This is a genomic window from Cupriavidus sp. GW822-FHT02D05 (assembly GCF_058802485.1).
Genome location: NZ_JBXAOE010000042.1, coordinates 1 through 23,334 on the forward strand (window position 1 = coordinate 1; position 23,334 = coordinate 23,334).

Sequence of the window (23,334 nt, forward strand, 5' to 3'; positions counted from 1 at the left end):
CCCCCCCCCCCCCCCCCCCCCCCCCCCCCCCCCCCCCCCCCCCCCCCCCCCCCCCCCCCCCCCCCCCCCCCCCCGCCGCCGGGGCAGTCGCAGCAGGCTCATGGGGAGGAGGTGGTCGGGCAGGTCTTGGCGGTGTCGCCGGCATGCCGTCAAAGGGAAACGGCGCTGATGCCGATCCTGATTTTGATTTTAATGGCGCTTTCTAGTCGTGCGCCACGGCTGCCTGGAATTTCTCCAGGCAGTAGCCCAGCCCGCGTACCGTGGCAATGCGGATCCCGCCCACCTCGATCTTCTTGCGCAGCCGGTGCACGTAGACTTCGATGGCATTGTTGCTGACCTCTTCGCCCCATTCGCACAGGTGGTCGACCAACTGCTCCTTCGATACCAGCCGCCCGGTGCGGGTGAGCAGGATCTCCAACAGCCCGACTTCGCGCGCGGAGAGATCCAGCATCTGCTCGTTCAGGTAAGCGATGCGGCCAACCTGGTCGAAGGCCAGCGGGCCGTGGTGCGTGAGCGTGGCGCCGCCGCCGGCGCCGCGTCGCACCAGCGCGCGCACGCGGGCTTCCAGCTCGGACAGGGCGAAGGGCTTGGCCATGTAGTCATCGGCGCCCAGGTCCAGGCCCTTGACGCGCTCATCGACGCCGTCGGCCGCGGTCAGGATCAGTACCGGCAGCATGGCGCCGCGCGTGCGCAGGCGCTTGAGCACTTCCAGCCCGGGCATGCGGGGCAGGCCGAGATCGAGGATCAGGAGGTCGAAGGTCTGGGTCGAGAGCGCCGAGTCGGCTTCAATCCCACTGGCGACATGGTCGACGGCATAGCCGGAGTGACGTAATGAGCGCGTCAGGCCGTCTGCCAGCACATCGTCATCTTCGGCGATCAGAATACGCATGGTTGTCTCCACCCTGGCCCGGCTTAGTCGTCGCTTTACATCAAATGACGCGTGCGGGACTTGCCAAGCATACTGTTTTTTTATACAGTACTCGCTTGATCCGGTCGCGCGGTGAGCGGGCCGGATCGTACTGAATTTAGTAACGAACGTATTACCGGCGTTTGCCCAATGTTTGCCCCTGCTGCCAGGTTCATTGTCATCAGGAGTTCGCAGCGCGGCGCGGGTCGGGCGGTTACCCGCAAAAGCAGGCAGCGCGCCATATGCGGCCTATTTATACACCATTGACGGAAGGACGACCATGGATGACGGCAAGAAGGCGGGTGCTGGCGTAAGCGCCGAAAAGCAGAAGGCGCTGGCGGCCGCGCTGGCCCAGATCGAGAAGCAGTTCGGCAAGGGCTCGATCATGAAACTGGGCGAAGCCGACATCGACCAGGATATCCAGGTCGTGTCCACCGGCTCGCTGGGCCTGGACATCGCGCTGGGCGTCGGCGGGCTGCCGCGCGGCCGCGTGGTGGAAATCTACGGTCCGGAATCCTCGGGCAAGACCACGCTGACGCTGCAGGTCGTGGCCGAGATGCAAAAACTGGGCGGCACCTGCGCCTTTATCGATGCCGAGCACGCGCTCGACGTCAACTATGCCGGCAAGCTCGGCGTGTCTGTCGGCGACCTGCTGATCTCCCAGCCCGATACCGGCGAGCAGGCACTGGAAATCACCGACGCGCTGGTGCGCTCGGGCTCGGTCGACCTGATCGTGATCGACTCGGTGGCGGCCCTGGTACCCAAGGCCGAAATCGAAGGCGAGATGGGCGATTCGCTGCCGGGCCTGCAGGCCCGCCTGATGAGCCAGGCACTGCGCAAGCTGACCGGCACCATCAAGCGCACCAACTGCCTGGTGATCTTCATCAACCAGATCCGCATGAAGATCGGCGTGATGTTCGGCTCGCCCGAAACCACCACCGGCGGCAATGCGCTGAAGTTCTACGCCTCGGTGCGCCTGGACATCCGCCGCATCGGCTCGATCAAGAAGGGCGATGAGGTGATCGGCAACGAAACCAAGGTCAAGGTGGTCAAGAACAAGGTATCGCCGCCGTTCCGCGAAGCCTTCTTCGACATTCTCTACGGCCAGGGCATCTCGCGCCAGGGCGAAATCATCGACCTCGGCGTGGACGCCAAGGTCGTCGAGAAGTCGGGCGCGTGGTACAGCTACAAGGGCGAGAAGATCGGCCAGGGCAAGGACAACGCGCGTGAATACCTGCGCGAAAATCCGGACATCGCCGACGAGATCGAGAACAAGGTGCGCGAGTCGCTGGGCGTGGTCCTGATGAACGGCACGCCGGCCACCGCAGGCGCCGTGGCCACCGCCGAAGACTGAGCTTCGCTGGCCGGGGCATTCCCGGCCGCGATCCCCATCCCGGGGCGGCACGCGCAGCGACGCGCGCCGCCCCGGTTTGCATTTTCAAAGCGCATCCATATAACGCATTGATAAAGCGCATTGATAGTACGCATTGATAATGCGCGGTGTTCAAGCGCGCCTTCCCCATGGCTACCCGTCCTCCTCTCTCCCTGAAAGCCCGCGCTGTCGGCTACCTGTCGCGGCGCGAGCACAGCCGGGCGGAGCTGGCGCGCAAGCTGGCCCCGCATGCCGAGTCTCCCGAGGCACTCGAGCAATTGCTGGATGCGCTGGAGCGCGAGAACTGGCTATCCAACGCGCGCTTTGTCGACAGCCTGGTGCACCGGCGCGCGGCCCGCTATGGCGCCGCCCGCGTGATGCAGGAAGCCCGCACCCATCAGCTCGGCGGAGATCAACTCGCCGACCTGCAGGATCGCCTGCGCGGGTCGGAGCTGGAGCGCGGCCGCGCGGTCTGGCAAAAGCGTTTTGGCACGCCGCCCGCCACGCCCGAAGACAGGGCCAAGCAGATCCGCTTTATGGTCGCCCGCGGCTTTTCCCGCTCGGTGGTGAGCCAGGTGATAAAAGGGGCGGATGAGTGGCTGGATGGCAGTGATTGACGTCCGCCGACGTGGCAGCCTCAAGTTCAAGTGATGCCGCAGTGATGTCGCGGTGATGTTACTGCCATGTCCTGCACCGGTTTCGGGCGCATACCTGCTTTGCGAGTAGGCGTATTCCGAATCTTCGCGCCTTGCTCACGCCTTGCTCATGCCTTGTGCCTTAGGCCGTTTCCGCCGCAATGCCGTGATTTTTCCGCATGCGCGGGGCTTGCCCGTCGCTCGACAATCCCCGACAACAGCGCCGCGCGCAGTTTGTTCCCGGCCAACGTTGTCCGGCATGTTAAAATCCTGCGGTTTTCCGGCCCAGCCGTCCATTTCTCCCGCTCCTGCCTGGTGTTATGCCGCTTTCCCCGCCCGTCAATCGCGCCCTGCGTCACCGTCGTGCCATCACGGCGGAGGCTTATCTTAGGGACGACGGCCTATGGGACATCGAAGCGCGCCTGACTGACACCAAGCCGCGCGAGATTCCGCTGGCCGGCGGCGGTGTGCGCCCGGTGGGTGAGCCGCTGCACGATTTGTGGCTGCGCGTCACCATTGACCTGCGCATGAACGTCGTGGACGCCGATGCCTGTTCCGACTGGGTGCCTTATCCCGGCCAGTGCGACACCATCGGCCCGGCCTACCGCAAGCTGATCGGCCTGAACCTGATGAAGGGTTTCCGCAAGTCGGTGAAAGAGCGCCTGTCGGGCGTGGCCGGATGCACGCATTTGACCGAGCTGGCCGGCGTGTTGCCGACCACCGCGATCCAGGCATTCGCCGGCGATGTGTTCAACATTCGCGACGGCGGTGCCGAAGACACCAGTACCGAACCGCCTTACCAGTTGCACGGCTGCCATGCCCTGCATTTCGAAGGCGAGGTCGTACGCCAGTTTTACCCCCGCTGGTATGGTCACCAGCCAAAACCGAGGATCAAGACCGAAGGGTCATCGACCCCGGCGGCGCAGCCAGCGGAGGCGCTCGCCGCCCCCGCCGGCGGCGCCATGTCGCGCAGGTCAACCGGCACTTCTGGCTAAGCCAGGCCGGCCTGCAGTCCGCCGAGATTCCATCTCCACACTTTTACGCCTACCCGAAAGGAAACACGCATGAATATCCATGAGTACCAAGGCAAGGAAATCCTGCGCAAATACAATGTGCCGGTTCCGCGCGGCATCCCCGCGTTCTCGGTCGAAGAGGCCCTGAAGGCTGCTGAACAACTGGGCGGCCCGGTATGGGTCGTCAAGGCGCAGATCCACGCGGGCGGCCGCGGCAAGGGCGGCGGCGTGAAGGTGGCCAAGAGCATCGACGAGGTCAAGACCTACGCCACCAACATCCTCGGCATGACCCTGGTCACGCACCAGACCGGCCCGGAAGGCAAGAAGGTCAACCGCCTGCTGATCGAAGAAGGCGCTGACATCAAGAAGGAACTGTACGTCAGCCTGGTGGTTGACCGCGTTTCGCAAAAGGTCGCCCTGATGGCCTCCAGCGAAGGCGGCATGGACATCGAAGAAGTCGCTGCCCACAGTCCGGAAAAGATCCACACGCTGATCATCGATCCGTCGGCCGGCCTGCTCGACGCGGACGCTGACGACATCGCTCGCAAGATCGGCGTGCCCGACGCAAGCGTGGCGCAAGCCCGCCAGGCCCTGCAAGGCCTGTACAAGGCATTCTGGGACACCGACGCCTCGCTGGCTGAAATCAACCCGCTGATCCTGACCGGCGACGGCAAGGTGATCGCGCTCGACGCCAAGTTCAACTTCGACTCCAACGCCCTGTTCCGCCACCCGGAAATCGTCGCTTACCGCGACCTGGACGAAGAAGATCCGGCTGAAATCGAAGCGTCGAAGTTCGACCTGGCCTACATCTCGCTGGACGGCAACATCGGCTGCCTGGTGAACGGCGCTGGCCTGGCCATGGCCACCATGGACACCATCAAGCTGTTCGGCGGCGAGCCGGCCAACTTCCTGGACGTGGGCGGCGGTGCCACCACCGAGAAGGTGACCGAAGCCTTCAAGCTGATGCTGAAGAACCCGAACCTGAAGGCCATCCTGGTCAACATCTTCGGCGGCATCATGCGTTGCGACGTGATCGCCGAAGGCGTGATCGCTGCATCCAAGGCCGTGTCGCTGTCCGTGCCGCTGGTCGTGCGCATGAAGGGCACCAACGAAGAGATCGGCAAGAAGATGCTGGCCGACTCGGGCCTGCCCATCATCGCCGCCGATACCATGGAAGAAGCTGCCCAGAAGGTCGTGGCTGCTGCCGCGGGCAAGTAAGCCAGACGCGAACACGAACGCCAGCAGCGCGCCGGGGCCAGGCCTTCGCGCGCTGCTTTGAGCCAAGCAAAGGATTACAGCATGTCGATTCTGATTAATAAAGACACCAAGGTCATCACCCAGGGCATCACCGGCAAGACCGGCCAGTTCCACACCCGTGGCTGCCGCGACTATGCCAACGGCAAGAACTGCTTCGTTGCCGGCGTGAACCCGAAGAAAGCGGGCGAAGACTTCGAAGGCATTCCCATCTACGCAAGCGTCAAGGATGCCAAGGCATCGACCGGCGCCACCGTGTCCGTGATCTACGTGCCGCCCGCAGGCGCCGCTGCCGCCATCTGGGAAGCCGTTGACGCTGACCTGGACCTGGTGGTCTGCATCACCGAAGGCATCCCCGTGCGCGACATGATGGAGCTCAAGGACAAGATGGCCAAGGGCAACAAGAAGACCCTGTTGCTGGGACCGAACTGCCCGGGCCTGATCACGCCTGACGAAATCAAGATCGGCATCATGCCGGGCCACATCCACCGCAAGGGCCGCATCGGCGTGGTGTCGCGCTCGGGCACGCTGACCTATGAAGCAGTCGGTCAGCTGACCGCGCTGGGCATGGGCCAGTCGTCGGCAGTCGGCATTGGTGGCGACCCCATCAACGGCCTGAAGCACATCGACATCATGAAGATGTTCAACGACGATCCCGAAACGGACGCCGTGGTCATGATCGGCGAAATCGGTGGTCCGGACGAAGCCAACGCGGCTTACTGGATCAAGGAAAACATGAAGAAGCCGGTGGTTGGCTTCATCGCTGGCGTGACCGCGCCTCCGGGCAAGCGCATGGGCCACGCCGGCGCGCTGATCTCGGGCGGTGCCGACACGGCGCAAGCCAAGCTGGAAATCATGGAAGCCTGCGGTATCAAGGTCACCAAGAACCCGTCGGAAATGGCTCGCCTGCTCAAGTCGATCCTGTAAATACCGGTCTGCAGCCTCCCGCCTCCGGGCGGGAAAGCTTGCCGGAGCCGGAGCGCTCGCGTGACTGCGACCGCACACCGGCTCTCCATGCCCCCGCCTCCGTGCGGGGGCATGTCATTCTGGAGTACCGTTACCTAGGGTATCTCCCAAGGTGCGCGACATGCCGATTGAAACCGAATCGAAAGCTTGATACGGTAAATCTTCATGTCTGAAGACTCAGACATCCGAAATTCCGCATGCGGCACAGTTGTTGGTGACGCAATGTGGCGTTCGAATCATAATTTAAGAAACTCGAGGAGCTTTACCGTGGAACTGCTGTCCTCCACCGCTTTCTGGATTGCGTTGGGATCCATCATCCTGACCAACATCGTGCTATCCGGCGACAACGCCGTGGTGATCGCGCTGGCCTCCCGCAACCTCCCGCCCGCCCAGCAGAAGAAGGCCATCTTCTGGGGCAGCGCCGCCGCCATCATCATGCGGGTGGTGCTCACGGTTGCCGCGGTCAAGCTGCTGAGCCTGCCGTACCTGAAGATCGTCGGCGCCATCCTGCTGGTCTACATCGGCGTGCAACTGCTCACCGGCGATGACGACGAAGAAGGCCACTCGGCCAAGGACAACATCTGGGCCGCGATCCGCACCATCCTGATCGCCGACCTGGTGATGTCGCTCGACAACGTGGTGGCCGTGGCCGCCGCAGCGCAGAAGGGGCCGGAAGGCAGCCAGCTGATGCTGCTGATCCTGGGCCTGGGCCTGTCGATCCCCCTGATCGTGTTCGGCAGCACCATCCTGCTCAAGGTCATGGACCGCTTCCCCATCATCATCGTGCTGGGCGCCGCGCTGCTGGGCTACCTGGCCGGTGAAATGCTGGTCAGCGACCCGGTGGACGCAGCATGGTTCGAGATGCACGTGCCGCATGCCCACCTGGTGTTCGGCGTGATCGGCGCCGCGCTGGTGGTGGTGGTTGGCAAGCTGCTGAGCAGGCGAGCGCCACAGACGGCCTGATGGGCTGTGACCCGTCCTGGGACGGGTTTGTAGATGAGGTGGTGCCCCGTTCGTTGGGGCACTGCCGGACAGACGGGTGGCCCGGGAGCCGCCCGTTTTGTTTTTGGGCCGTAGCGCAGGCCACTTAGCGGATTCGGCGGTGATTTCAGTGTGGTTTCAGACTGACTTAAGCCAAAACGTAGGCTTACTGACCCGCCGCGTCATACTTAGTGACAAAATTTGCGCGGGATCAACACCCGGAAGGGCCTGAAGTGGCGAAAATTGTCACTCGCCGACGAGACATCAAGACTTGGCGGCGCTGGCACGCTAAGTGCTAAGAACGTACAGCATCACATGAAACAAGATGTTTCGATTTGTATCCAAAATTCCTTCGAGGGGTCAATCATGCAACAACGGGTGCAACAAATGAAAAAACTGGGCCGCCGAGTCCAGAAGGGCTTCACGCTGATCGAACTGATGATCGTGGTTGCGATTATCGGTATCTTGGCGGCGATTGCTATTCCGCAGTATCAGGATTATGTGACTCGTGCTCGCTGGACTGAAAATGTTACGTCAATTGCAGGGATGAAGCAGGCTATTGCAGAGTGCGTTCAGCAAAATGCAATGGCTCCCGCAGCGGTGATCGGCGCACCGTGCGACTCGTTTGCTGCGCTGAGCGCTGCTAATACTGGAGTCGGCTTCACTGCGCTGCCTGCTCCCAAGTATGAGGCAGCAGCTACTCCCGTGGCATACGCTGCGGGGGTGATCACGCTTACTGGCTCGGCTCAAGTTGGCGGCTGCGTAGTAACGTTTACGCCTTCCATCACTGCTTCCGCCGTGACCTGGGCTTCAGCTACGGCCGCTGGTTGTACTAAGGGACAGACCGGGATTTAACCGAACGGCAAATTCAGAAAAAGCGCCTTCGGGCGCTTTTTTTTTCCCCACTCCCCAAGCTATCATCCGCCTTCTGCCCACAAGGCATAACAAGGCACCCCGCATGCTGCCCTCCCGGTCAGCCATCCCTCTCAGCTTCCTCGCCGTAGCGGTCACGCTACCGCTGCTGGTCTCCCGGCACACGCTTCCGCTTGCCACGTTCTATGGCGAATGGACTTCGGCATTGCTGTTTGCGCTCGCCGTCATCGTGCTGGGCGCCTTGGCACAGCGGCAAGGCAGGAGCACGGCCTACCAGGCCGCTCCCGCCCAGTTCCCCTGGATCGTCCTCTTTCCCCTCTGGCTGATCGCCACCGGCATCACGCAGACGCTGACCGGCATGGCTGATGTGTCGGGCAGCCGGTTGCTGACTGAGCTCTCGCTGGCGCTGGGCGCCGCGGTGATGTGGGCTGCGTGGCGCCAGGGCCGTGCCGCGTCGTCCGTGGAGCGGCAGGCGATGGTGGATGTGTTGGCCATCGCCTGGCTGGTGGCCGGGCTGCTGGGCACGCTGGCGCAATGGGTGCAGGTGTTTGGCCTGGAGCCGGACACGCTGGGGATGGTGTCCACTTACTTTTACGACGATAACCGCCGTCTGTGGGGCAACCTGAACCAGCCGAACCACCAGGCTACGGTGCAAGGTATCGCGCTGGCGGCGGCTGTCTGGCTGGCGGCGCGCGGGTGGTTGCGGGTGCCGGCCTGGCTGGCGGCGGCGGTGCTGTTGGTGAGCGGGATCGTGCTGTCCGGCTCGCGCACGGGTGTGTTGCATGTGGGGCTGGCCGCGGTTTATGCGCTGGTGGCTGCCTGGATGGCGCGGGGCGGGGCGGCGTTTGGCGGTCCGGGCGACCCGGGCGGGTTCGCCGGCGCCACGCAGCGCGCCGGCCACGCCGGGCGCAACCCCATGCGGCGTCCCGCCGGGCTGGCGTTTGCCGCGGTGGCCATGGTGGTTTTGCTGCTGGTCTTGCAGCCGGCGATCAAGAGCGCTGGACAGGCGATGGACTGGCGCCTCTTCGATACCGTGGCGCAGATGCGGGGGGGCGACCAGCTCTCGTGGCGCGCCGCGATGTGGACGCACGCGTGGGCGATGTTCCGCGCCCACCCATGGCTTGGGGTGGGATGGGGTGAGTATGGCTGGGCGCAGTTCCAGCAGCTCGCGCAGGTGGGCGTGAAAGTCGAGATGTCGCTGCATGCGCACAATGCCGTGCTGGATATGCTGGCCAAGATGGGCGTGATCGGCGCGGCGGGCGTGTTCCTGAGCCTGCTGGCGTGGCTATGGCGCGTGGCGCGCCAGCGCTTGTGGCGCGGGGATGCGCGCGAGCGCGCGCAGGCGGGGCTGGTGCTGACCTGGCTGGCGATGCTGTGCGCGCATTCGATGCTGGAGTACCCGCTGCACTACTTGTATTTCGTGCTGCCGTTCTGCTTCATGCTGGGCTGGCTGGAACCATCGGGGTTCGGCCGCTTGCGCATGCCGCGCGGGTTTACCGTGCTGGCGGGCCTGGCATTCGCCGGCGTGGCGGCGGCCATCCTGACGACAATGTGGCAGGACTACCGCCGTGCGGAGGCGCGCGAGTACGCCCGTGCCGAGCGCCGGGCCGCATTGCCGATGCCGAACTTCTGGTTTCGGCAGGCTGCCGCGTCGGACGCGATCGAAGAGGCCAAGATCACGCCGGAGAACGCGGCGCAGTTGCTTGGCGCCCATATCGCCGCGGTGCACCTGTTGCCGACCCCGACGCTGATCTCGCGCACCGCCTGGCTGATGGCGCTGACCGGCGACCCGGTGCAGGCCCGGGCGTGGCTGGAGCGCCTGCGCTTTTACTTTGCGGGGGATGAGGCTAACCAGTTCGCGGAACTTGCCCGCGCCTGCGCCGAAGTCGACGCGGCGGCGCGGCCGCGGGATTTCTGCGACTGGGTGCAGCTGCGCGCTAAACGCAAACCGGGGTGAGCCTTCCTAAGCTGCGCCGCGCCAGCTTATTGCGGGGCGTAGCCCGGGGGCGGCGGAGGCGGATAGTAATACGTTGGCGCAGCAGCCGGACGCGGGGCCGAGGCCATGCGCCCGTAGACCGGCACCCGGTTGCCGCTTGCGTACATGCATTGCACATACGCAGCGTCGTACTGGCGCTGGCTGCCATAGCCGGCATATTGGGCGTTGCCTGCCCCTACCGCCGCGCCGGTGAGCAGGCCGACACCCGCGCCCACCGCCGCGCCCGTGCCGCCATTGAAGGCCGCGCCGGCCGCCGCGCCCAGCGCGGTGCCCACCACGGCGCTGCCTACCGCGCTATTGGCGGCCGCCTGGTTGGCGGTGACGCCACCCACCTGTCCAAAGGCGAACTGGCGGCAGTTGTTGTCGTCGGCCCGGAACTGGTCGAAGTTCTTGCCGGTGCCCGGCAGCACCATCACGCTTGGCCCGCTGGGCATCACCGCGCACCCGGCCAGCACCATCGCCGCGAGCGGAAGGCTCAGCAGGATTGGCGGGCTGGGGCGGTTGAAGTGGTTAAGGACTTTCATCTCGGCACCTCGGTACCTCGGTCATCGATTATGGTCCGCGCGCGTCGGCGCAGCGCGCCTTGAGCGCTTCGGGCATTCAGCTTGCCTGCCTGTCAGGCATCAGGTGGGCATCAGGCAAGCAGCAGGCGCTAGGAGGGTGGCTGTGCCGGCACCTTATGCCAGCCGCCGGGACAAGCCTTGATGTACGGGTAGTAGCCATCCGGCCGGGCGCAGCGATACCAAAACGCCTGCTGCTGGGGCGCGGGTGCCGCGACACCGCCGCTGTCCATGTCCATCGCGCCGTCCTCGCCCTGCTCGATGTACTGCGGCGGCGATGCAGGTACCCCGACGACCGCGGGGCCATAGGCGTAGCCGGGCGGGTAATAGTACGGGTATGGGTAGCCCCAGCCATAGCCGTAGCCGAACCCGGGGCCGATATAGACGCCTACTCCGCCGTGCCAGCCGCCATGCCAGCCACCGCCGCCGTGCCATCCGCCACCACCGTGCCAGCCTCCACCGCCACCTCTTCCCGCCAGCGCGGTACCGCTCGCGCCCAGCGCCGCCAACACCAGCAAAAGCTGGCCAACCCTACGCCCGTTCATGTTGCCCACCTTGGATCGACGCGGAACGTGGTTCCGCCGGCAGCGCAGCTTGCGCCCCCTAAACTGCATTGAATACCAATTTGCCGCAAGCCGCGACGCGCCGCCCTCTGGCGAAATGCGGCGTTACGCTTGTTACAGCGGAAGCGGCGCTGGCGCGGGACTGTGTCAGGATTGACAAGAAAGGTGGTTCGTATCGGCGATGCGGATCAGGCACATGCGGCGGGTGGCGCTGGCCTCGTCCATGGCGTAATCCACCGCCACCTTGGTGAGCGAGATCGGGTGGCATAGCAGCGGGATCAGGTCAGCGGTGCGCTTGGTGGCCATGATGGCGGCCACGCGGGCAATGCCCAGCACGTCGACTTCGGAAGCGATGCCGCGAACTGCATTGCTCATCGCTGTGGATTCTTCTACTTTCCGCTTGGCCCGCAACATTCGTTAGGGCAGGCCGGAAGCAGGGAGATTTCGACACGCCTCCCGTTGCTCACATCGCCCGGCCTGTACACGCCAAAGTGTTCTTGCACAGGCACCTGATTGAAGCTCGTCTCTTTCAAGGTACGCGCGACCGCGTGGAGACGTTCCGCCGCCAGAGATTTGGGGCTACTCTCGCCTTCCTCGGCATAGCCCCCGACCGTGATGGCCTTTTGCCTCGGGTACTTGATGCGCTGATCGACCATCCAGTTCGCCAGGCGGAGCATCTCGGATGCGGTCACGACACTTGAGTTGGACGCGAAGTAAACGTCGATGTTCTTGCCCGGCATGCACGCATGCGCGCACTGCATCGACAAGAATGCAGACAGCGCAAGAACGATGTTAGCCGCGCTCATAGATCACATACCCCGCAATGCTGTCAGCGTTCTCAAGTGTCAGTTCGGGCCGAGTTTTTGCGAACATCAAACATTGATGCAGAGCATTTGTCGGCAGGAGGCGATGAGACTCAGTCATGCGTCATGGTCCTTGTTTCGTTTCGCCAAAAAACACTTCAATGGGCACGAAGCGCCATCCTTGCGCCTGGAGATGGTTTAATGAAATCAAATACTTAGGTCTTTTCCGCCACCCAATCCCCCGACTTTCCGCCATGCTTCTCCAGCAGCTTCACGTCGCCCATCACCATGCCGCGATCCACCGCCTTGCACATGTCGTAGATGGTCAGCAGCGCCACCTGCACGCCGGTCAGCGCTTCCATTTCCACGCCGGTCTGGCCGTGGGTCTCGGTGCGCACGGTGCAGCGGATGGTGGCGCTGGCCTCGTCCATGGCGTAGTCCACCGCCACCTTGGTGAGCGAGATCGGGTGGCATAGCGGGATCAGGTCAGCGGTGCGCTTGGTGGCCATGATGGCGGCCACGCGCGCAATGCCTAGCACGTCGCCCTTCTTGGCCGTGCCGTCGCGCACCAGCGCAAAGGTGGCGGGCAGCATGGTGATGGTGCCGGTGGCGACGGCCACGCGGTGGCTGTGCGCCTTGGCGCCGACGTCGACCATATGGGCTTGTCCGGCGGAATCGAAATGGGTGAGCTGGCTCATGGCGTGGACCTGGCGGATGCGGGGCAATGAATGCGTGACGGATGCGTTTGCCGCGCATGCCGGGGCAGGGCGTGGCAAGACCGGGCGACGCCCGATGGGAATGGCTTCCGGAGGCCGCTATCATAGCAACATGCGCAAGAACCAAACGCTCGCCGGAGCGCTCTCCTCGCCTGCCCGCCAGGCGCGCCTCATGCCTTCCAGGACGCCCGTGGGCCTTGCCCGCCGCTCGCTGGTGGCGCTGGTGGCGCTGACCATCGCGCTGCCCGCCTGGCCCCAGCAGCGCCCGTTGCTCAACGACTCCACGCGTACCGCAGCGGCCGCCGCCGCAGCGGGGAGCGATAACCGCGACGGCAGCGACCAGGTCTACGACAACCTGAACCGCAGCGTGAAGGCGGGGCAGAAGTCCGATTTTGGCCTGCGCAGCAACAACACCGTGGTGGAGACCTCCGGCGTGCAGCTGCCCGACCTGGGCGATCCGTCCACCGCGTCGCTCACGCCCGACATGGAGCGGCGCCTGGGCGACCGCATCATGCGCGACATCCGGCGCGACCCGGACTACGTGTCCGATCCGCTGCTGGCCGATTACCTGAACGCGCTTGGCTATCGCCTGGTGCAGGCGGCGCGCCGGCAGAACATCTCCGGCTCCACCGGCGCTGGCACCTTTGCCACGGGGTTCGAGCTGTTCGCGGTGCGCGACCGCACCATCAACGCCTTTGCGCTGCCCGGCGGGTATATCGGCGTGCACACCGGCCTGCTGGTGCAGTCCGACACCGAGTCCGAGCTGGCCTCGGTGCTGGGCCACGAAATCGGCCACGTGATGCAGCGGCATATCGCGCGCGGCATCACCACGCAGGACCAGTCGATGTGGATCGCGCTGGCCTCGATGGTGCTGGCCGGGCTGGCCGCCACCAAGAGCGGGGACGCGGCTGCGGCGCTGGCCATGGGCGGGCAGGCGGCGGCGGTGTCCAACCAGCTGTCCTTCTCGCGCGGCGCCGAGCGCGAGGCCGACCGGGTCGGCTTCCAGATCATGACCGCTGCCGGGTTTGACCCGCAGGGCATGCCCGACTTCTTCAAGCGGCTGCAGCGCGTGATGGGGATTTCGGAAAGCTCGGTGCCGTCGTACGTGCGCACCCACCCGCTCACCTCGGAGCGCATCGCCGACATGCAGGACCGCGTGAGCCATGTGGCGGTGCGCCACGTGGCGAGCACGCCGGAGTATGAGTTCGCGCGGATGCGCGCCCGCATCCTGCAGGAAACCTCGCCTGGCGATCTGCAGAACGCGCGCGCGGCGCTGCAGACGCAACTGGCGTCGGCCTCGCCGGCGCGCCTGCCTGCGCTCCACTACGGCATCGCGTTTGCCGAGCAGCGGCTGGGCCGCAATGCCGCGGCTGAGCAGTCGCTGGCCGAAGCCCGCCGCTTGTACGGCACGATCCCGGGCGCTACCTCGGGCAGCCCCATGCTGGATGTGATGGCGATCGAGCTGGCGCGTGCCCAGGGCCGGCAGCAGGACGCGCTGAACCAGGTGGTGGCGTCGATGAGAGCGTTCCCGTTGTCGCACGCGGTGGCGTTGAGCTATGCCGCGACCTTGCTTGGCGCAGGCCGCACGGACCAGGCGGTGACCTTCCTGCGCGAGCGCACGCGCGAGGAAATCGCCCGCTCCGAGTGGTGGGACATGCTGGCGCGGGCCTATGCCGCGCAGGGCCGGCGCGTGCAGCAGCACCAGGCGCTGGCGGAGAAATACGCCGTGGATGGTGCCTACCAGGCCGCCATCGAGCAGTTGCAGATCGCACGCAAGGCGGGCGACGGCGATTTCTACACGCTGTCGGAAGTCGATGCGCGGCTGCACCAGCTGGAGCGCCAGTACCGCGAGGAAAAGCAGGACAACAAGGGCATGCCTAACTGACGCCCAGGCTCAGGCCGCCTGCTCAGGCCGTCTGCTCAGGCCGCCTGTTCTCCCGCAGGCGGTTGCGGCTGGCGCACAAAGGCGTAGCGCGCCGGCACTTCGTCCTCGGCGATCGGCTCGATCTGCACGTCGGCGCCGTTGAAATGAAACACGCCGAGATTGCCGCCGCAGGCCTCGCCGTGCCAGGTGCAGGCGCTGCTAAAGCCATCCAGGTCGTGGTCGTGCAGCAGCGCGGCTTGCGGGCCGCCAGCGCTTTCACCCTCCACCGTGCCCACCAGCACTACATTGCCGTGCTCGTCCGCATGGCAGCCGTGCAGCGTGAAGGCGCGCTGCGAGGTGGTGCGCAGCTTGCCCTGGTGCAGCCGCACGATCCACGGCGCATAGGCCAGCGACACGAACACGCGCTGCGGGCCGTTCTGGAAATACCAGCCACCGCGCTCGTCGCGCTGGTAGTTGCGCTCGATAAAGGCGATCAGCGCCTCGTGGCGGATCGGGTCGCCGGACAGGCCGTGTTGCTGGGCGTACTCGTTGCGCAGGCGCCATTGCCCGCGCCGGTCCAGCGCCAGCCAGCCGTAGCAGTTGGGGACGTTGGGCCAGCGGGCCATGGCTTGCTTGACTGTCTCATCCATTTTCGGTGCCTCCTTGCGGGACCCCCCGTGTCCGGGCATCCTGCTCGCATTCGTTCTGGTGACGCTGAGCCGCGGGTGCGGCCCGAAACAATTCCACGGCGCTAATCCTCGGCGCCAATCCACAGCGCTAAGCCACGGCGTCGAAAAACCGCAGGATGCGCGCTGGCAGCCACTCGATATGCCCCGCAAAGGGCAGCACCGGCAGCGCGCGCAGCCCATCTTCGCGCGGTGTCATGAAACCGACGTGACCACCGTGCTCGGGCTGCTCCAGCCAGACCTGCGGGCTGACATCAGCGGGACCCGGCAGGTGGCGCGCCGGCAGGAAGGGATCGTTGCGCGCGTTGAGCACCAGCGTGGGCACTTTGATTTCGCCGAGCACCGGCTTGCTGGACGCGCGCGCCCAGTAGTCATCGGTATCGCGAAAGCCATGCAGCGGCGCCGTCACGATATTGTCGAAGGCGTACAGGTCACGGCTGGCGAGCATGGCCTCGCGGTCGAACAGCCGGGGATATTGGCTCAGCTTGGCCAGCGACTTGCGTTTCAGGGTTTGCAGGAACATGCGCGTGTACAGCATGTTGAAGCCTTGCGACAGCGCCGCGCCGCCACCGGCCAGGTCCAGTGGCGCCGAGACCGATGCTGCCGCGCTGATATGCCCCGCGGCGCTGCCTTGTTCGCCCAGCAAGCGCAGCAGGGCATTGCCGCCGAGCGAAATGCCCACCACCAGCAGCTTGCGCCCGTGGCCGCAATACTGCCGGTGCAGCCGCTCCAGGATCCAGTGGAGTTCCTCGGCATCGCCCGAGTGATAGAAGCGCGGCGCCAGGTTCAGCTCGCCCGAGCAGCCACGAAAGTGCGGGATCACGCCCTGCCAGCCGCGCGCCGCCAGCGCATGCATCATGGCCTGCGCGTAGTGGCTGCCGGAGTCGCCCTCCAGGCCATGGAACATCACCAGCAGCGGGGTATCGGGCGTGACCGGGTGCGTGGTCCAGTCCAGGTCGACGAAGTCATCGTCCGGGGCGGTCCAGCGCTCGCGCTTGAAGGCCACGCGCGGCGGGCGCTGCGTGAAGCGCGCCGGAATGATAGTTTGCGCGTGGCCGCCGGCGAGCCACCAGGGCATGCGGCGGCCGCCGCCGAACGGGTCGGTGGCGCGGAGGTCGTCCGGCGCGGGCCGGTGGTGCGAAGGCGGAAGCTGGCTCATGCCTGCAAGGCGATAGGCGGTCAAGCGGCGCGGCGTGACGGGCTGGCCGGCCCGTCACGCGCGCGTCCAATCCTAGTGGAGGGCCTGGCCTGGCGCCGTGCTCACGGTCGCGACCTGGGCGGCGTTGGCCGGGCTGCAATGGATGTGCGCCAGGCGCCAGCCCTCGTGGTTTTGCATCAGCACATAGGTGGTGTGCACATAGAGGTCGGCTTCGACGCGGTCGTCGCCAAAGCGCAGGGCTTCGGTCACGTCGAAGATGGCGACGCCCATCGAGGTATGGCTGCTGGTCTCGATCACGTCGATCAGCACTGGCTGTACGTCCAGCAACTGCGCAAAGGCCTGGCGCAGGTGCTCATGGCCGATCAGGCGCTGGCCGTCCGGCATCACGCAGGTAACCGAGTCCTCATCCAGCCACAGGCGCAGCGCGCCGTCGGCATCGCGTAGCTTCATGGCCTCGCGAAAGGCTTCTACGATGTCTTCGGCGGAATCGAACAGGCGGGCAAAACGAGGCATGGTGGACTGGGCTCAGGGATTCGTTGGCCGGATAAACACGAACGGCGGGTCAGCGCTTCAGGCCCGGTGCAGGAGCTTGCGCAGCTCCACAAACACCATTTCGGGCTCGATGTCCTTCAGGCAGCGCAGGTGGCCAAGCGGGCACTCGCGCTTGAAGCACGGACTGCATTCGAGCTGCAGCCACATGATACTCGCAGCCTGCGACAGCGGGGGTGTATGGCGCGGGTCACTGGAGCCGAACACCGCCACCTGTGGCCGGTTCAGCGCCGCGGTGACGTGCATCAGGCCGGAGTCGTTGCACACGGCGGCTTCCGACATCGCTAGCAGGTCGACGGCATCGTCCAGCGAGGTCTGGCCGCACAGGTTGCGCACGAAGGGCGCGGCCTTGACGATCTCGTCGGCGATCTCGGCGTCCTTGGGCGAGCCCAGCGTGACCATTTGCGCATACGGGAACGAGCGCTTGAGCATCTGCGCCAGCTCGGCGAAATGTGCGGCCGGCCAACGCTTGGCCGGGCCGAACTCCGCGCCCGGGCAGAACGCGATCAGGCGCGTCTGCGGCGCAATGCCGAATCGCTCGGCGGTCTTGGCCATGCGCACCGGATCGGTCCGCAGGCGCGGCTCGGGCAGGTTTTCCGGCAGGCGGGCGCCGGGCTTGAGCGCCAGCCGCGCGTAGTGCTCCACCATGGGCGGGCGCTGGTCGCGGGGCGGATTGCCGTGGCGGATATTTAGCAGGCCGAAGCGGGCTTCGCCGCGATAGCCGACGCGCAGCGGGATAGCGGCCAGCCAGGGGATCAGCGCGGACTTGAGCGAATTCGGCAGCACATAGGCTGCATCGTAGCCTTCGTTCTTGAGCTGCTGGGCGAACATCAGGCGGGCCGAGAGCTGCAGCTTGCCGTGCGCCAGCTCGCTGGGGAAGACCTGGTGGATCTCGGGCATGCGGGCCAGCACCGGCGCCACCCATTTAGGGGCGAGGGCGTCGATCTGCAGGCGCGGATGGCGCGCTTTCATGAGGGTGAAGAGCGGCTGCGCCATCAGGGCGTCGCCGATCCAGTTGGGGGCGATGACGAGGGCTTTTTTCATGAATGGGGCGCTGCCGGAAGGGTGGGCGTGGCGCAAGCTGCGCGCGCCACGCACGCCGACACTCCAGCGCGCCGCAGGGCGGGCCGGAGCATCGGGGTGGTGCGGTCAAGCGTGGGCCGTGTCAGTGGTGACCCTTGATCACGGTGCCGGGCTTGAGCTTGTAGACGGTACCGCAGTACGGGCACTTCACTTCGCCGGTGTCGGTCACGTCGAGGAAGACGCGCGGATGGTAGTTCCAGGTCGGCGTGTTGCCGGTGGGGCAGTGCAGCGGAAGGTCTTCCGCGCCGATTTCGATCAGGGAGGCGGTTTGCGTCATGGTGTTGCGGGGATGGCTTTCGTTTTTAATCTTTAGTCTGTTGGATGGACTGAAGTATGACTGGTTAACTGGTTAAACGGTTCGTGGTTGCCTGGCGGCTTTTCGGGTCCCGGGGTGGCGTCAGACCACGGTCAGCCAGTGCCTGTATTGTTCATTGGTGCCGCCGACCGCGCAGAAGAAGGCGTCCTGCACGCGCCTCGTCACCGGGCCGCGGCGGCCTTCGCCGATCACGCGGTCGTCGAGCTCGCGGATCGGCGTGACCTCGGCCGCGGTGCCGGTGAAGAAGGCTTCGTCCGAGCAGTACACCTCGTCGCGCGTGATGCGTTTCTCGCGCACCTCGATGCCCAGGTCGCGGGCGATGGTGAGGATGGCGTCGCGGGTGATGCCGTCCAGGCACGAGGCCAGGTCAGGCGTATAGATCACACCGTCGCGCACCACGAACACGTTTTCGCCCGAGCCTTCGCTGACGTAGCCTTCGGTATCCAGCAGCAGGGCTTCGTCGTAGCCCATGCTGGTGGCTTCCTGGTTGGCGAGGATCGAGTTGATGTAATAGCCGCTGGCCTTGGCCCGCACCAGCGATACATTGACATGGTGGCGGGTGAAGGAAGACGTCTTGACGCGGATGCCGCGCTCCAGGCCTTCCTCGCCCAGGTAGGCGCCCCACGGCCACGCGGCAATCGCCACGTGGATGGTGTTGCCCTTGGCCGAGACGCCCATTTTTTCCGAGCCGATCCAGACCAGCGGGCGGATGTAGCAGGACTCGAGCTGGTTGGCTTTGACCACCTCGCGTTGCGCGGCCTCCAGCGTGGCCGCGTCGAACGGCATCTGCATCTGGAAGATCTTGGCCGAGTTGAACAGGCGGCGGGTGTGCTCCTTTAGGCGGAAGATCGCGGTGCCGGCCGGCGTCTTGTAGGCGCGTACGCCTTCAAACACGCCCATGCCGTAATGCAGGGTATGGGTCAGCACATGGACCTTGGCATCGCGCCATTCGATCAACTTGCCGTCCATCCAGATTTTTCCGTCGCGATCCGCCATCGACATGGTTCACTCCCTGCGCGCCGCCAGCCATGCAAAAGAGACATTGTAAACCCCGGGACCCCCTGTGCCAACGCGGGCGCGGGCCCGCCGGGGTCTAAAATCATCACATTGTGTATGCCGCCACTGCCGCCCGTGACCCTGCCGCCGCCGTTTGGACCCTCCGCCTCCCATCGTGAATCACCAGGCCGCATGCACACCAGGCGGCTGCGCGAGATGCTGTTCTCAGGCGCCCCGGAGGCGGCGATCGGCGAAATGCTGGCGCCTTGGGGGCAGGGAGCCGAGCGCGCCGAAATGCTGGTGGAAGCGGCGCTGGCCAGCGGCGACGCCGCGTTGCTGGACCGGGTGGTGCCACCCTGGCGCTGGCGCATCTTGCTGGCGATCCTGGACTGTCTCTATTTCGACTGGGATCCCCGCTTGCAGCCCTACCTGGATTACGGACTGGCCCGCCACGCCGATGATCCGCAGGCGCTGCCGGTCCCCATTCGCACCGCGCTGGCCGAGGGCCGGCTGTACGCCGGCGAGCGCCCGGCGGCCCTGGCCTTGCTAGCTACGACGGGCAACGCCAGCGGCGGCGATGGCGACGCCCTGCGTGCTTTTGCCCACTTGCAGGAAGGCGACTGGCCAGCCGCCCAGGCGGGCTTCGAGGCCGCGCTCAAGCGGCTACGGGCCGAAAGCCGCCAGCGTACCGGCTTGTTGCCGCCCTCGCTGGCGCCTTGCTACCCGCTGTCCTTGCTGGCCCAGCGCACGCCGGCCCACCTCGAACAAGCCCGCAAGTTCTGCCAGGCGGAAGCGGGCACGCGCAGCCCGGTGCCGACCGAGCGCTGGGGGCTGTGGTGCCACGTCCTGGCCGTCCACAAGGGGGATGCGCGGCTGGACGAGTCCGCGTTTGAATTGCGCCCCGAGGTGCCGCCGCTCGCGCAGTTCTGGCGCGTGCTGCTGCGCGCCTGGCTCGGCGACGTGAAGCAAGCCAGCGGACGGCGCCAGCCGGCGGCCGCCCGCGCCGAGGCCGTTGCGGCGCTGCGCGCGCGCCTGCAAGGCTGTGGCCTGTACTGGTTCGCGCAGCAACTGGACGCCGCGCTGGCGCTGGAGGCGGGCGAGCCGGTGCCGCAGACTTTCTTCGCCGGCCAGCGCCAGGAAAGCTGGCGGCTCGCGCTCGAAGCGTTGCAGGCCCTGGCGGGCGAGACGCGCGCGCCCGACGGCGCCAGCGCCAGCCGCCTGTTGTGGGCGTTGACCATCGACGCCGACGGCGCGGTCGGCACCATCGAGCCGCTGGAGCAGCAGCGCGGAGCGCGCGGCTGGAACAAGCCGCGTCCCGTGCCGCTGGCCCGCCTTGCCGAAGACGACCGGCTGGAGCCGTGGGACGCCCGTGTCGCCCGGGCGGTGCGCCGCGACCAGTCCTATCACCGCCGCTACGTGCTCGATCGCGCCGCCGCCATGCTGGCGCTGGTCGGGCATCCGGGCGTGGTGCTGGCGCAGGCGCCCGAGCAGACGCTGGAAGTGGTGGAGGGCGCCCCCACGCTGGAAGTGGTGCGCCAGGGCGGCCGCTACACCTTGCGGGTCTCGCCCCCGGTGCGCGAGGCCCCGGCGATGGACAGCTTCCTGCCCGCCGGCAGCCGCGCGGACGCCGACGCCTTGCGCCAGATCACCGTGCTGCGCGAAGGCTCGCAGCGCCTGCGTGTGATCCGCCTCACGCCGGCGCAGCAGGGCGCGGCGCAACTGATCGCCGACGGGCTGGCGGTGCCGGCCGAGGCCCATGCGCAGCTTGACGCCACGCTGCGCGCGCTGTCCGGTCATTTCCAGGTGCACTCCGACCACGACGGCAGCGCCCGCGAACTCGAGACCGAGAGCCGGCTGCGCGCCGAGTTGTCCCCGCTGGGTGAAGGCCTTTCGCTGCGCCTGGTGGTGACGCCGCTGGGCCCCCTCGGGCCACGGCTGGCCCCGGGTAGCGGGCGCGAGCGGCTGATGGCGGCGGTCAAGGGGGAGAGCCTGGCCACGGTGCGCGACCTCAAGGCCGAGTTGGCGAGCGTGGCTGAAGTGTTCGACGCGCTGCCCTTCCTGGTGCCGCGCTCGCCGGAAAGTGGCGAATACGACTGGACCCTGGCCGACCCGGAGGAAGCGTTGTCGGTGGTCGAGCAGTTGCCCGGGCTACCCGCCGTGCTGGCGGTGGAATGGCCCCGGGGCAAGGAAATCCGCGTGGTGGGCGCCGACATCCCGCAACTGGCGGTGCATATCGAAACCGAAAGCGAATGGTTCAAGCTGGTCGGCGAACTGGGCGTGGCCGAGGGGCTGGTGCTGCAGCTCGGCCAGTTGCTGGCCTGGGCCGGCAGCCATGCCGGACGCTTCATGCCGATGGGGCAGGGCGTGTATGTGGCGCTTACGCGCAGCCTGCGCGCCAGGCTGCGCGACCTGGCCAGCGTGGCGCACAACGTGCCCGACGGCATCAAGGTGCCGCTGATGGCGGCGCCCTGGCTGGACGATGTGCTGGCCGGCGCCGGCATCGACCCCGACCAGCATTTCCGCCAGCGCGTGGCGCGGCTGCGCCGGGCGCGCAACAGTGACGCCGTGCTGCCGGCCAACCTGGCCGCGCAACTGCGGCCCTACCAGGAAGACGGCTACCGCTGGGCCATGTCGCTCGCCGAGGCCGGCTTCGGCGCCTGTCTGGCCGATGACATGGGGCTGGGCAAGACGCTGCAGGCGCTCGCCGTGATGCTGGGGCGCGCCGATGGCGGCGCCGCGCTGGTGATCGCGCCGACCTCCGTGTGCGGCAACTGGGCCGCAGAGGCAAGGCGCTTCGCGCCGACGCTGCGCGTGCACATCTATGCCGAGGGCGAGCGCGCGGCCTTGCTGGCACAGGCCGGCCCGCATGACGTGGTGATCGTCTCGTACACGCTGCTGCTGCAGGCGCGCGATGCCTTCTGCCAGCGCGAGTGGCACACGGTGGTGGCCGACGAAGCGCAGGCGTTCAAGAACGCCGCCACCAAACGCTCGCAAGCGGTGTTCGAGCTGCGGGCCGATTTCCGCATGGCGCTGTCGGGCACGCCGGTGGAAAACCGGCTGGCCGAGCTGTGGTCGATCATGCGCTTTTGCAACCCCGGCCTGCTCGGCTCGCTGGTCCGCTTCAACGAGCACTTCGCCGTGCCGATCGAGCGCAATGGCGTGCGCGAGGCGGCCCAGCGGCTGCGCCGCATGATCGCGCCGTTCGTGCTGCGCCGGACCAAGGCCCAGGTGCTGGACGAACTGCCGCCGCGCACCGAGCTGGTGTTGCGCATCGAGCAGGACCCGATCGAGGCGGCCCACTATGAGGCGCTGCGCCGCCAGGCGCTCGCCGAAGCCGAGGCCGTGGTCAAAGGCCCGAAGGCCCGCAAGACCGCCACCGGCCAGCCCGCCGCCGAGGCGCGCATCCATGTGCTGGCGCAACTCATGCGGATGCGGCGCGCCGCCTGCGACGCGCGCCTGGTCACGCCCGAGCTGCAACTGGAACGCGGGCAGGCGGGCGCCAAGGTGCGCGCCTTCGTGCAACTGGCGGGCGAGCTGGCCGCCAACGGGCACAAGACGCTGGTCTTCAGCCAGTTCGTCGACTTCCTGCAACTGCTGCGCGGGGGGCTGGACGAGGCCGGCCTGGCCTGGCAGTACCTCGACGGCGCCACGCCGGCGGCCGAGCGCACGCGGCGCGTGGCGGCGTTCCAGGCCGGCGAGGGCGATGTCTTCCTGATCAGCCTGAAGGCCGGCGGCTTCGGCCTCAACCTGACGGCAGCCGACTACGTGATCATCGCCGACCCCTGGTGGAACCCGGCGGCAGAGGACCAGGCCATGGGCCGCGCCCACCGCATCGGGCAGCAGCGCCCGGTGACCGTCTACCGGCTGATCAGCGCGGGCACCATCGAGGAACGTATCCTCACGCTGCATCACGGCAAGCGCGCGCTGGCCGATGGCATCCTGGAGGCGGGCGAGGACGGCGGGGCCGGCTTCATCGGCACGGCGGCGGCGCTGCCGGACATCGACGAACTGGTGGGGCTGTTGCGCAGCTAGGGGTGCAGGG

The 23,334-nt window shown here is 66.6% G+C and carries 21 protein-coding genes and 1 pseudogene; 10 read left to right on the forward strand and 12 right to left on the reverse strand.

From position 1 onward, the window contains the following. Positions 1-202: 202 nt before the first annotated feature. Complete coding sequence (locus AC1RQK_RS36195) at positions 203-889, reverse strand: response regulator (RefSeq protein ID WP_492814209.1); 687 nt, start codon at positions 887-889, stop codon at positions 203-205. 298 nt (positions 890-1,187) lie between these two features. On the opposite strand from AC1RQK_RS36195, the gene recA reads away from it, so the two are divergent. The 8 genes from recA to AC1RQK_RS36235 all read left to right on the forward strand — a co-directional run bounded on the left by recA (position 1,188) and on the right by AC1RQK_RS36235 (position 9,958). Then, entirely contained in the window at positions 1,188-2,261 is a 1,074-nt protein-coding gene (gene recA, locus AC1RQK_RS36200) for a recombinase RecA (RefSeq protein ID WP_150991883.1), read from the forward strand. Between the two features lie 167 nt (positions 2,262-2,428). Beyond that, positions 2,429-2,896: a recombination regulator RecX gene (recX, locus tag AC1RQK_RS36205; RefSeq protein WP_492814211.1), complete on the forward strand. Its 468-nt coding sequence runs from the start codon at positions 2,429-2,431 to the stop codon at positions 2,894-2,896. A 338-nt stretch (positions 2,897-3,234) separates the two neighbouring features. After that, complete coding sequence (locus AC1RQK_RS36210) at positions 3,235-3,909, forward strand: DUF2889 domain-containing protein (RefSeq protein WP_492814213.1); 675 nt, start codon at positions 3,235-3,237, stop codon at positions 3,907-3,909. Positions 3,910-3,978: 69 nt separating this feature from the next. Next, on the forward strand, positions 3,979-5,145 hold the full coding sequence (sucC, locus tag AC1RQK_RS36215; RefSeq protein WP_043343899.1) for an ADP-forming succinate--CoA ligase subunit beta: 1,167 nt from the start codon (positions 3,979-3,981) through the stop codon (positions 5,143-5,145). A gap of 81 nt (positions 5,146-5,226) precedes the next feature. After that, complete coding sequence (gene sucD / locus AC1RQK_RS36220) at positions 5,227-6,108, forward strand: succinate--CoA ligase subunit alpha (protein WP_043343904.1); 882 nt, start codon at positions 5,227-5,229, stop codon at positions 6,106-6,108. Between the two features lie 306 nt (positions 6,109-6,414). Further along, complete coding sequence (locus tag AC1RQK_RS36225; protein ID WP_006158059.1) at positions 6,415-7,110, forward strand: TerC family protein; 696 nt, start codon at positions 6,415-6,417, stop codon at positions 7,108-7,110. A gap of 405 nt (positions 7,111-7,515) precedes the next feature. Beyond that, on the forward strand, positions 7,516-7,983 hold the full coding sequence (locus AC1RQK_RS36230) for a pilin (RefSeq protein ID WP_492373805.1): 468 nt from the start codon (positions 7,516-7,518) through the stop codon (positions 7,981-7,983). A 103-nt stretch (positions 7,984-8,086) separates the two neighbouring features. Continuing rightward, positions 8,087-9,958, forward strand: a complete 1,872-nt coding sequence (locus AC1RQK_RS36235; protein WP_492814216.1) for a PglL family O-oligosaccharyltransferase — start codon at positions 8,087-8,089, stop codon at positions 9,956-9,958. Positions 9,959-9,984: 26 nt separating this feature from the next. Here the strand turns inward: AC1RQK_RS36235 and AC1RQK_RS36240 are convergent, their stop codons facing one another. The 5 genes and pseudogenes from AC1RQK_RS36240 to moaC form a co-directional block, all read right to left on the reverse strand. After that, positions 9,985-10,455: a hypothetical protein gene (locus tag AC1RQK_RS36240; RefSeq protein ID WP_492814257.1), complete on the reverse strand. Its 471-nt coding sequence runs from the start codon at positions 10,453-10,455 to the stop codon at positions 9,985-9,987. A gap of 194 nt (positions 10,456-10,649) precedes the next feature. Further along, positions 10,650-11,102, reverse strand: coding sequence for a hypothetical protein (locus AC1RQK_RS36245; protein WP_492814218.1), 453 nt, complete (start codon positions 11,100-11,102; stop codon positions 10,650-10,652). A gap of 222 nt (positions 11,103-11,324) precedes the next feature. Next, positions 11,325-11,477: pseudogene (locus AC1RQK_RS36250) on the reverse strand (cyclic pyranopterin monophosphate synthase MoaC); the annotation flags it as partial. Positions 11,478-11,509: 32 nt separating this feature from the next. Further along, positions 11,510-11,860 (reverse strand): hypothetical protein, encoded by a 351-nt coding sequence (locus AC1RQK_RS36255; protein ID WP_492814220.1) that lies wholly within the window; start codon positions 11,858-11,860, stop codon positions 11,510-11,512. Between the two features lie 278 nt (positions 11,861-12,138). Further along, positions 12,139-12,621 (reverse strand): cyclic pyranopterin monophosphate synthase MoaC, encoded by a 483-nt coding sequence (moaC, locus tag AC1RQK_RS36260; protein ID WP_492814222.1) that lies wholly within the window; start codon positions 12,619-12,621, stop codon positions 12,139-12,141. 190 nt (positions 12,622-12,811) lie between these two features. Here moaC and AC1RQK_RS36265 point away from each other — a divergent pair, with 190 nt between their 5' ends. Then, positions 12,812-14,524, forward strand: a complete 1,713-nt coding sequence (locus tag AC1RQK_RS36265) for a M48 family metallopeptidase (protein WP_492814259.1) — start codon at positions 12,812-12,814, stop codon at positions 14,522-14,524. 35 nt (positions 14,525-14,559) lie between these two features. On the opposite strand, the gene AC1RQK_RS36270 is transcribed toward AC1RQK_RS36265, so the two are convergent. The 6 genes from AC1RQK_RS36270 to AC1RQK_RS36295 all read right to left on the reverse strand — a co-directional run bounded on the left by AC1RQK_RS36270 (position 14,560) and on the right by AC1RQK_RS36295 (position 19,298). Further along, complete coding sequence (locus AC1RQK_RS36270; protein WP_492814224.1) at positions 14,560-15,153, reverse strand: DUF2946 family protein; 594 nt, start codon at positions 15,151-15,153, stop codon at positions 14,560-14,562. Positions 15,154-15,280: 127 nt separating this feature from the next. Beyond that, on the reverse strand, positions 15,281-16,348 hold the full coding sequence (locus AC1RQK_RS36275; protein WP_492373801.1) for a YheT family hydrolase: 1,068 nt from the start codon (positions 16,346-16,348) through the stop codon (positions 15,281-15,283). Positions 16,349-16,420: 72 nt separating this feature from the next. Next, entirely contained in the window at positions 16,421-16,861 is a 441-nt protein-coding gene (locus tag AC1RQK_RS36280) for a YybH family protein (RefSeq protein WP_150991864.1), read from the reverse strand. A 57-nt stretch (positions 16,862-16,918) separates the two neighbouring features. After that, positions 16,919-17,941: a lipopolysaccharide heptosyltransferase II gene (waaF, locus tag AC1RQK_RS36285; RefSeq protein ID WP_183034520.1), complete on the reverse strand. Its 1,023-nt coding sequence runs from the start codon at positions 17,939-17,941 to the stop codon at positions 16,919-16,921. Between the two features lie 121 nt (positions 17,942-18,062). Next, positions 18,063-18,257: a zinc-finger domain-containing protein gene (locus AC1RQK_RS36290; protein WP_006158072.1), complete on the reverse strand. Its 195-nt coding sequence runs from the start codon at positions 18,255-18,257 to the stop codon at positions 18,063-18,065. A 120-nt stretch (positions 18,258-18,377) separates the two neighbouring features. Further along, positions 18,378-19,298 carry a branched-chain amino acid transaminase gene (locus AC1RQK_RS36295; protein ID WP_492373802.1) on the reverse strand — a complete coding sequence of 307 codons (921 nt, stop codon included), beginning with the start codon at positions 19,296-19,298 and terminating at the stop codon, positions 18,378-18,380. A 1,098-nt stretch (positions 19,299-20,396) separates the two neighbouring features. On the opposite strand from AC1RQK_RS36295, the gene AC1RQK_RS36300 reads away from it, so the two are divergent. Continuing rightward, a complete protein-coding gene (locus AC1RQK_RS36300; protein ID WP_492814261.1) occupies positions 20,397-23,324 on the forward strand; it encodes a DEAD/DEAH box helicase in 2,928 nt (975 codons plus the stop codon). Positions 23,325-23,334 lie beyond the last annotated feature (10 nt).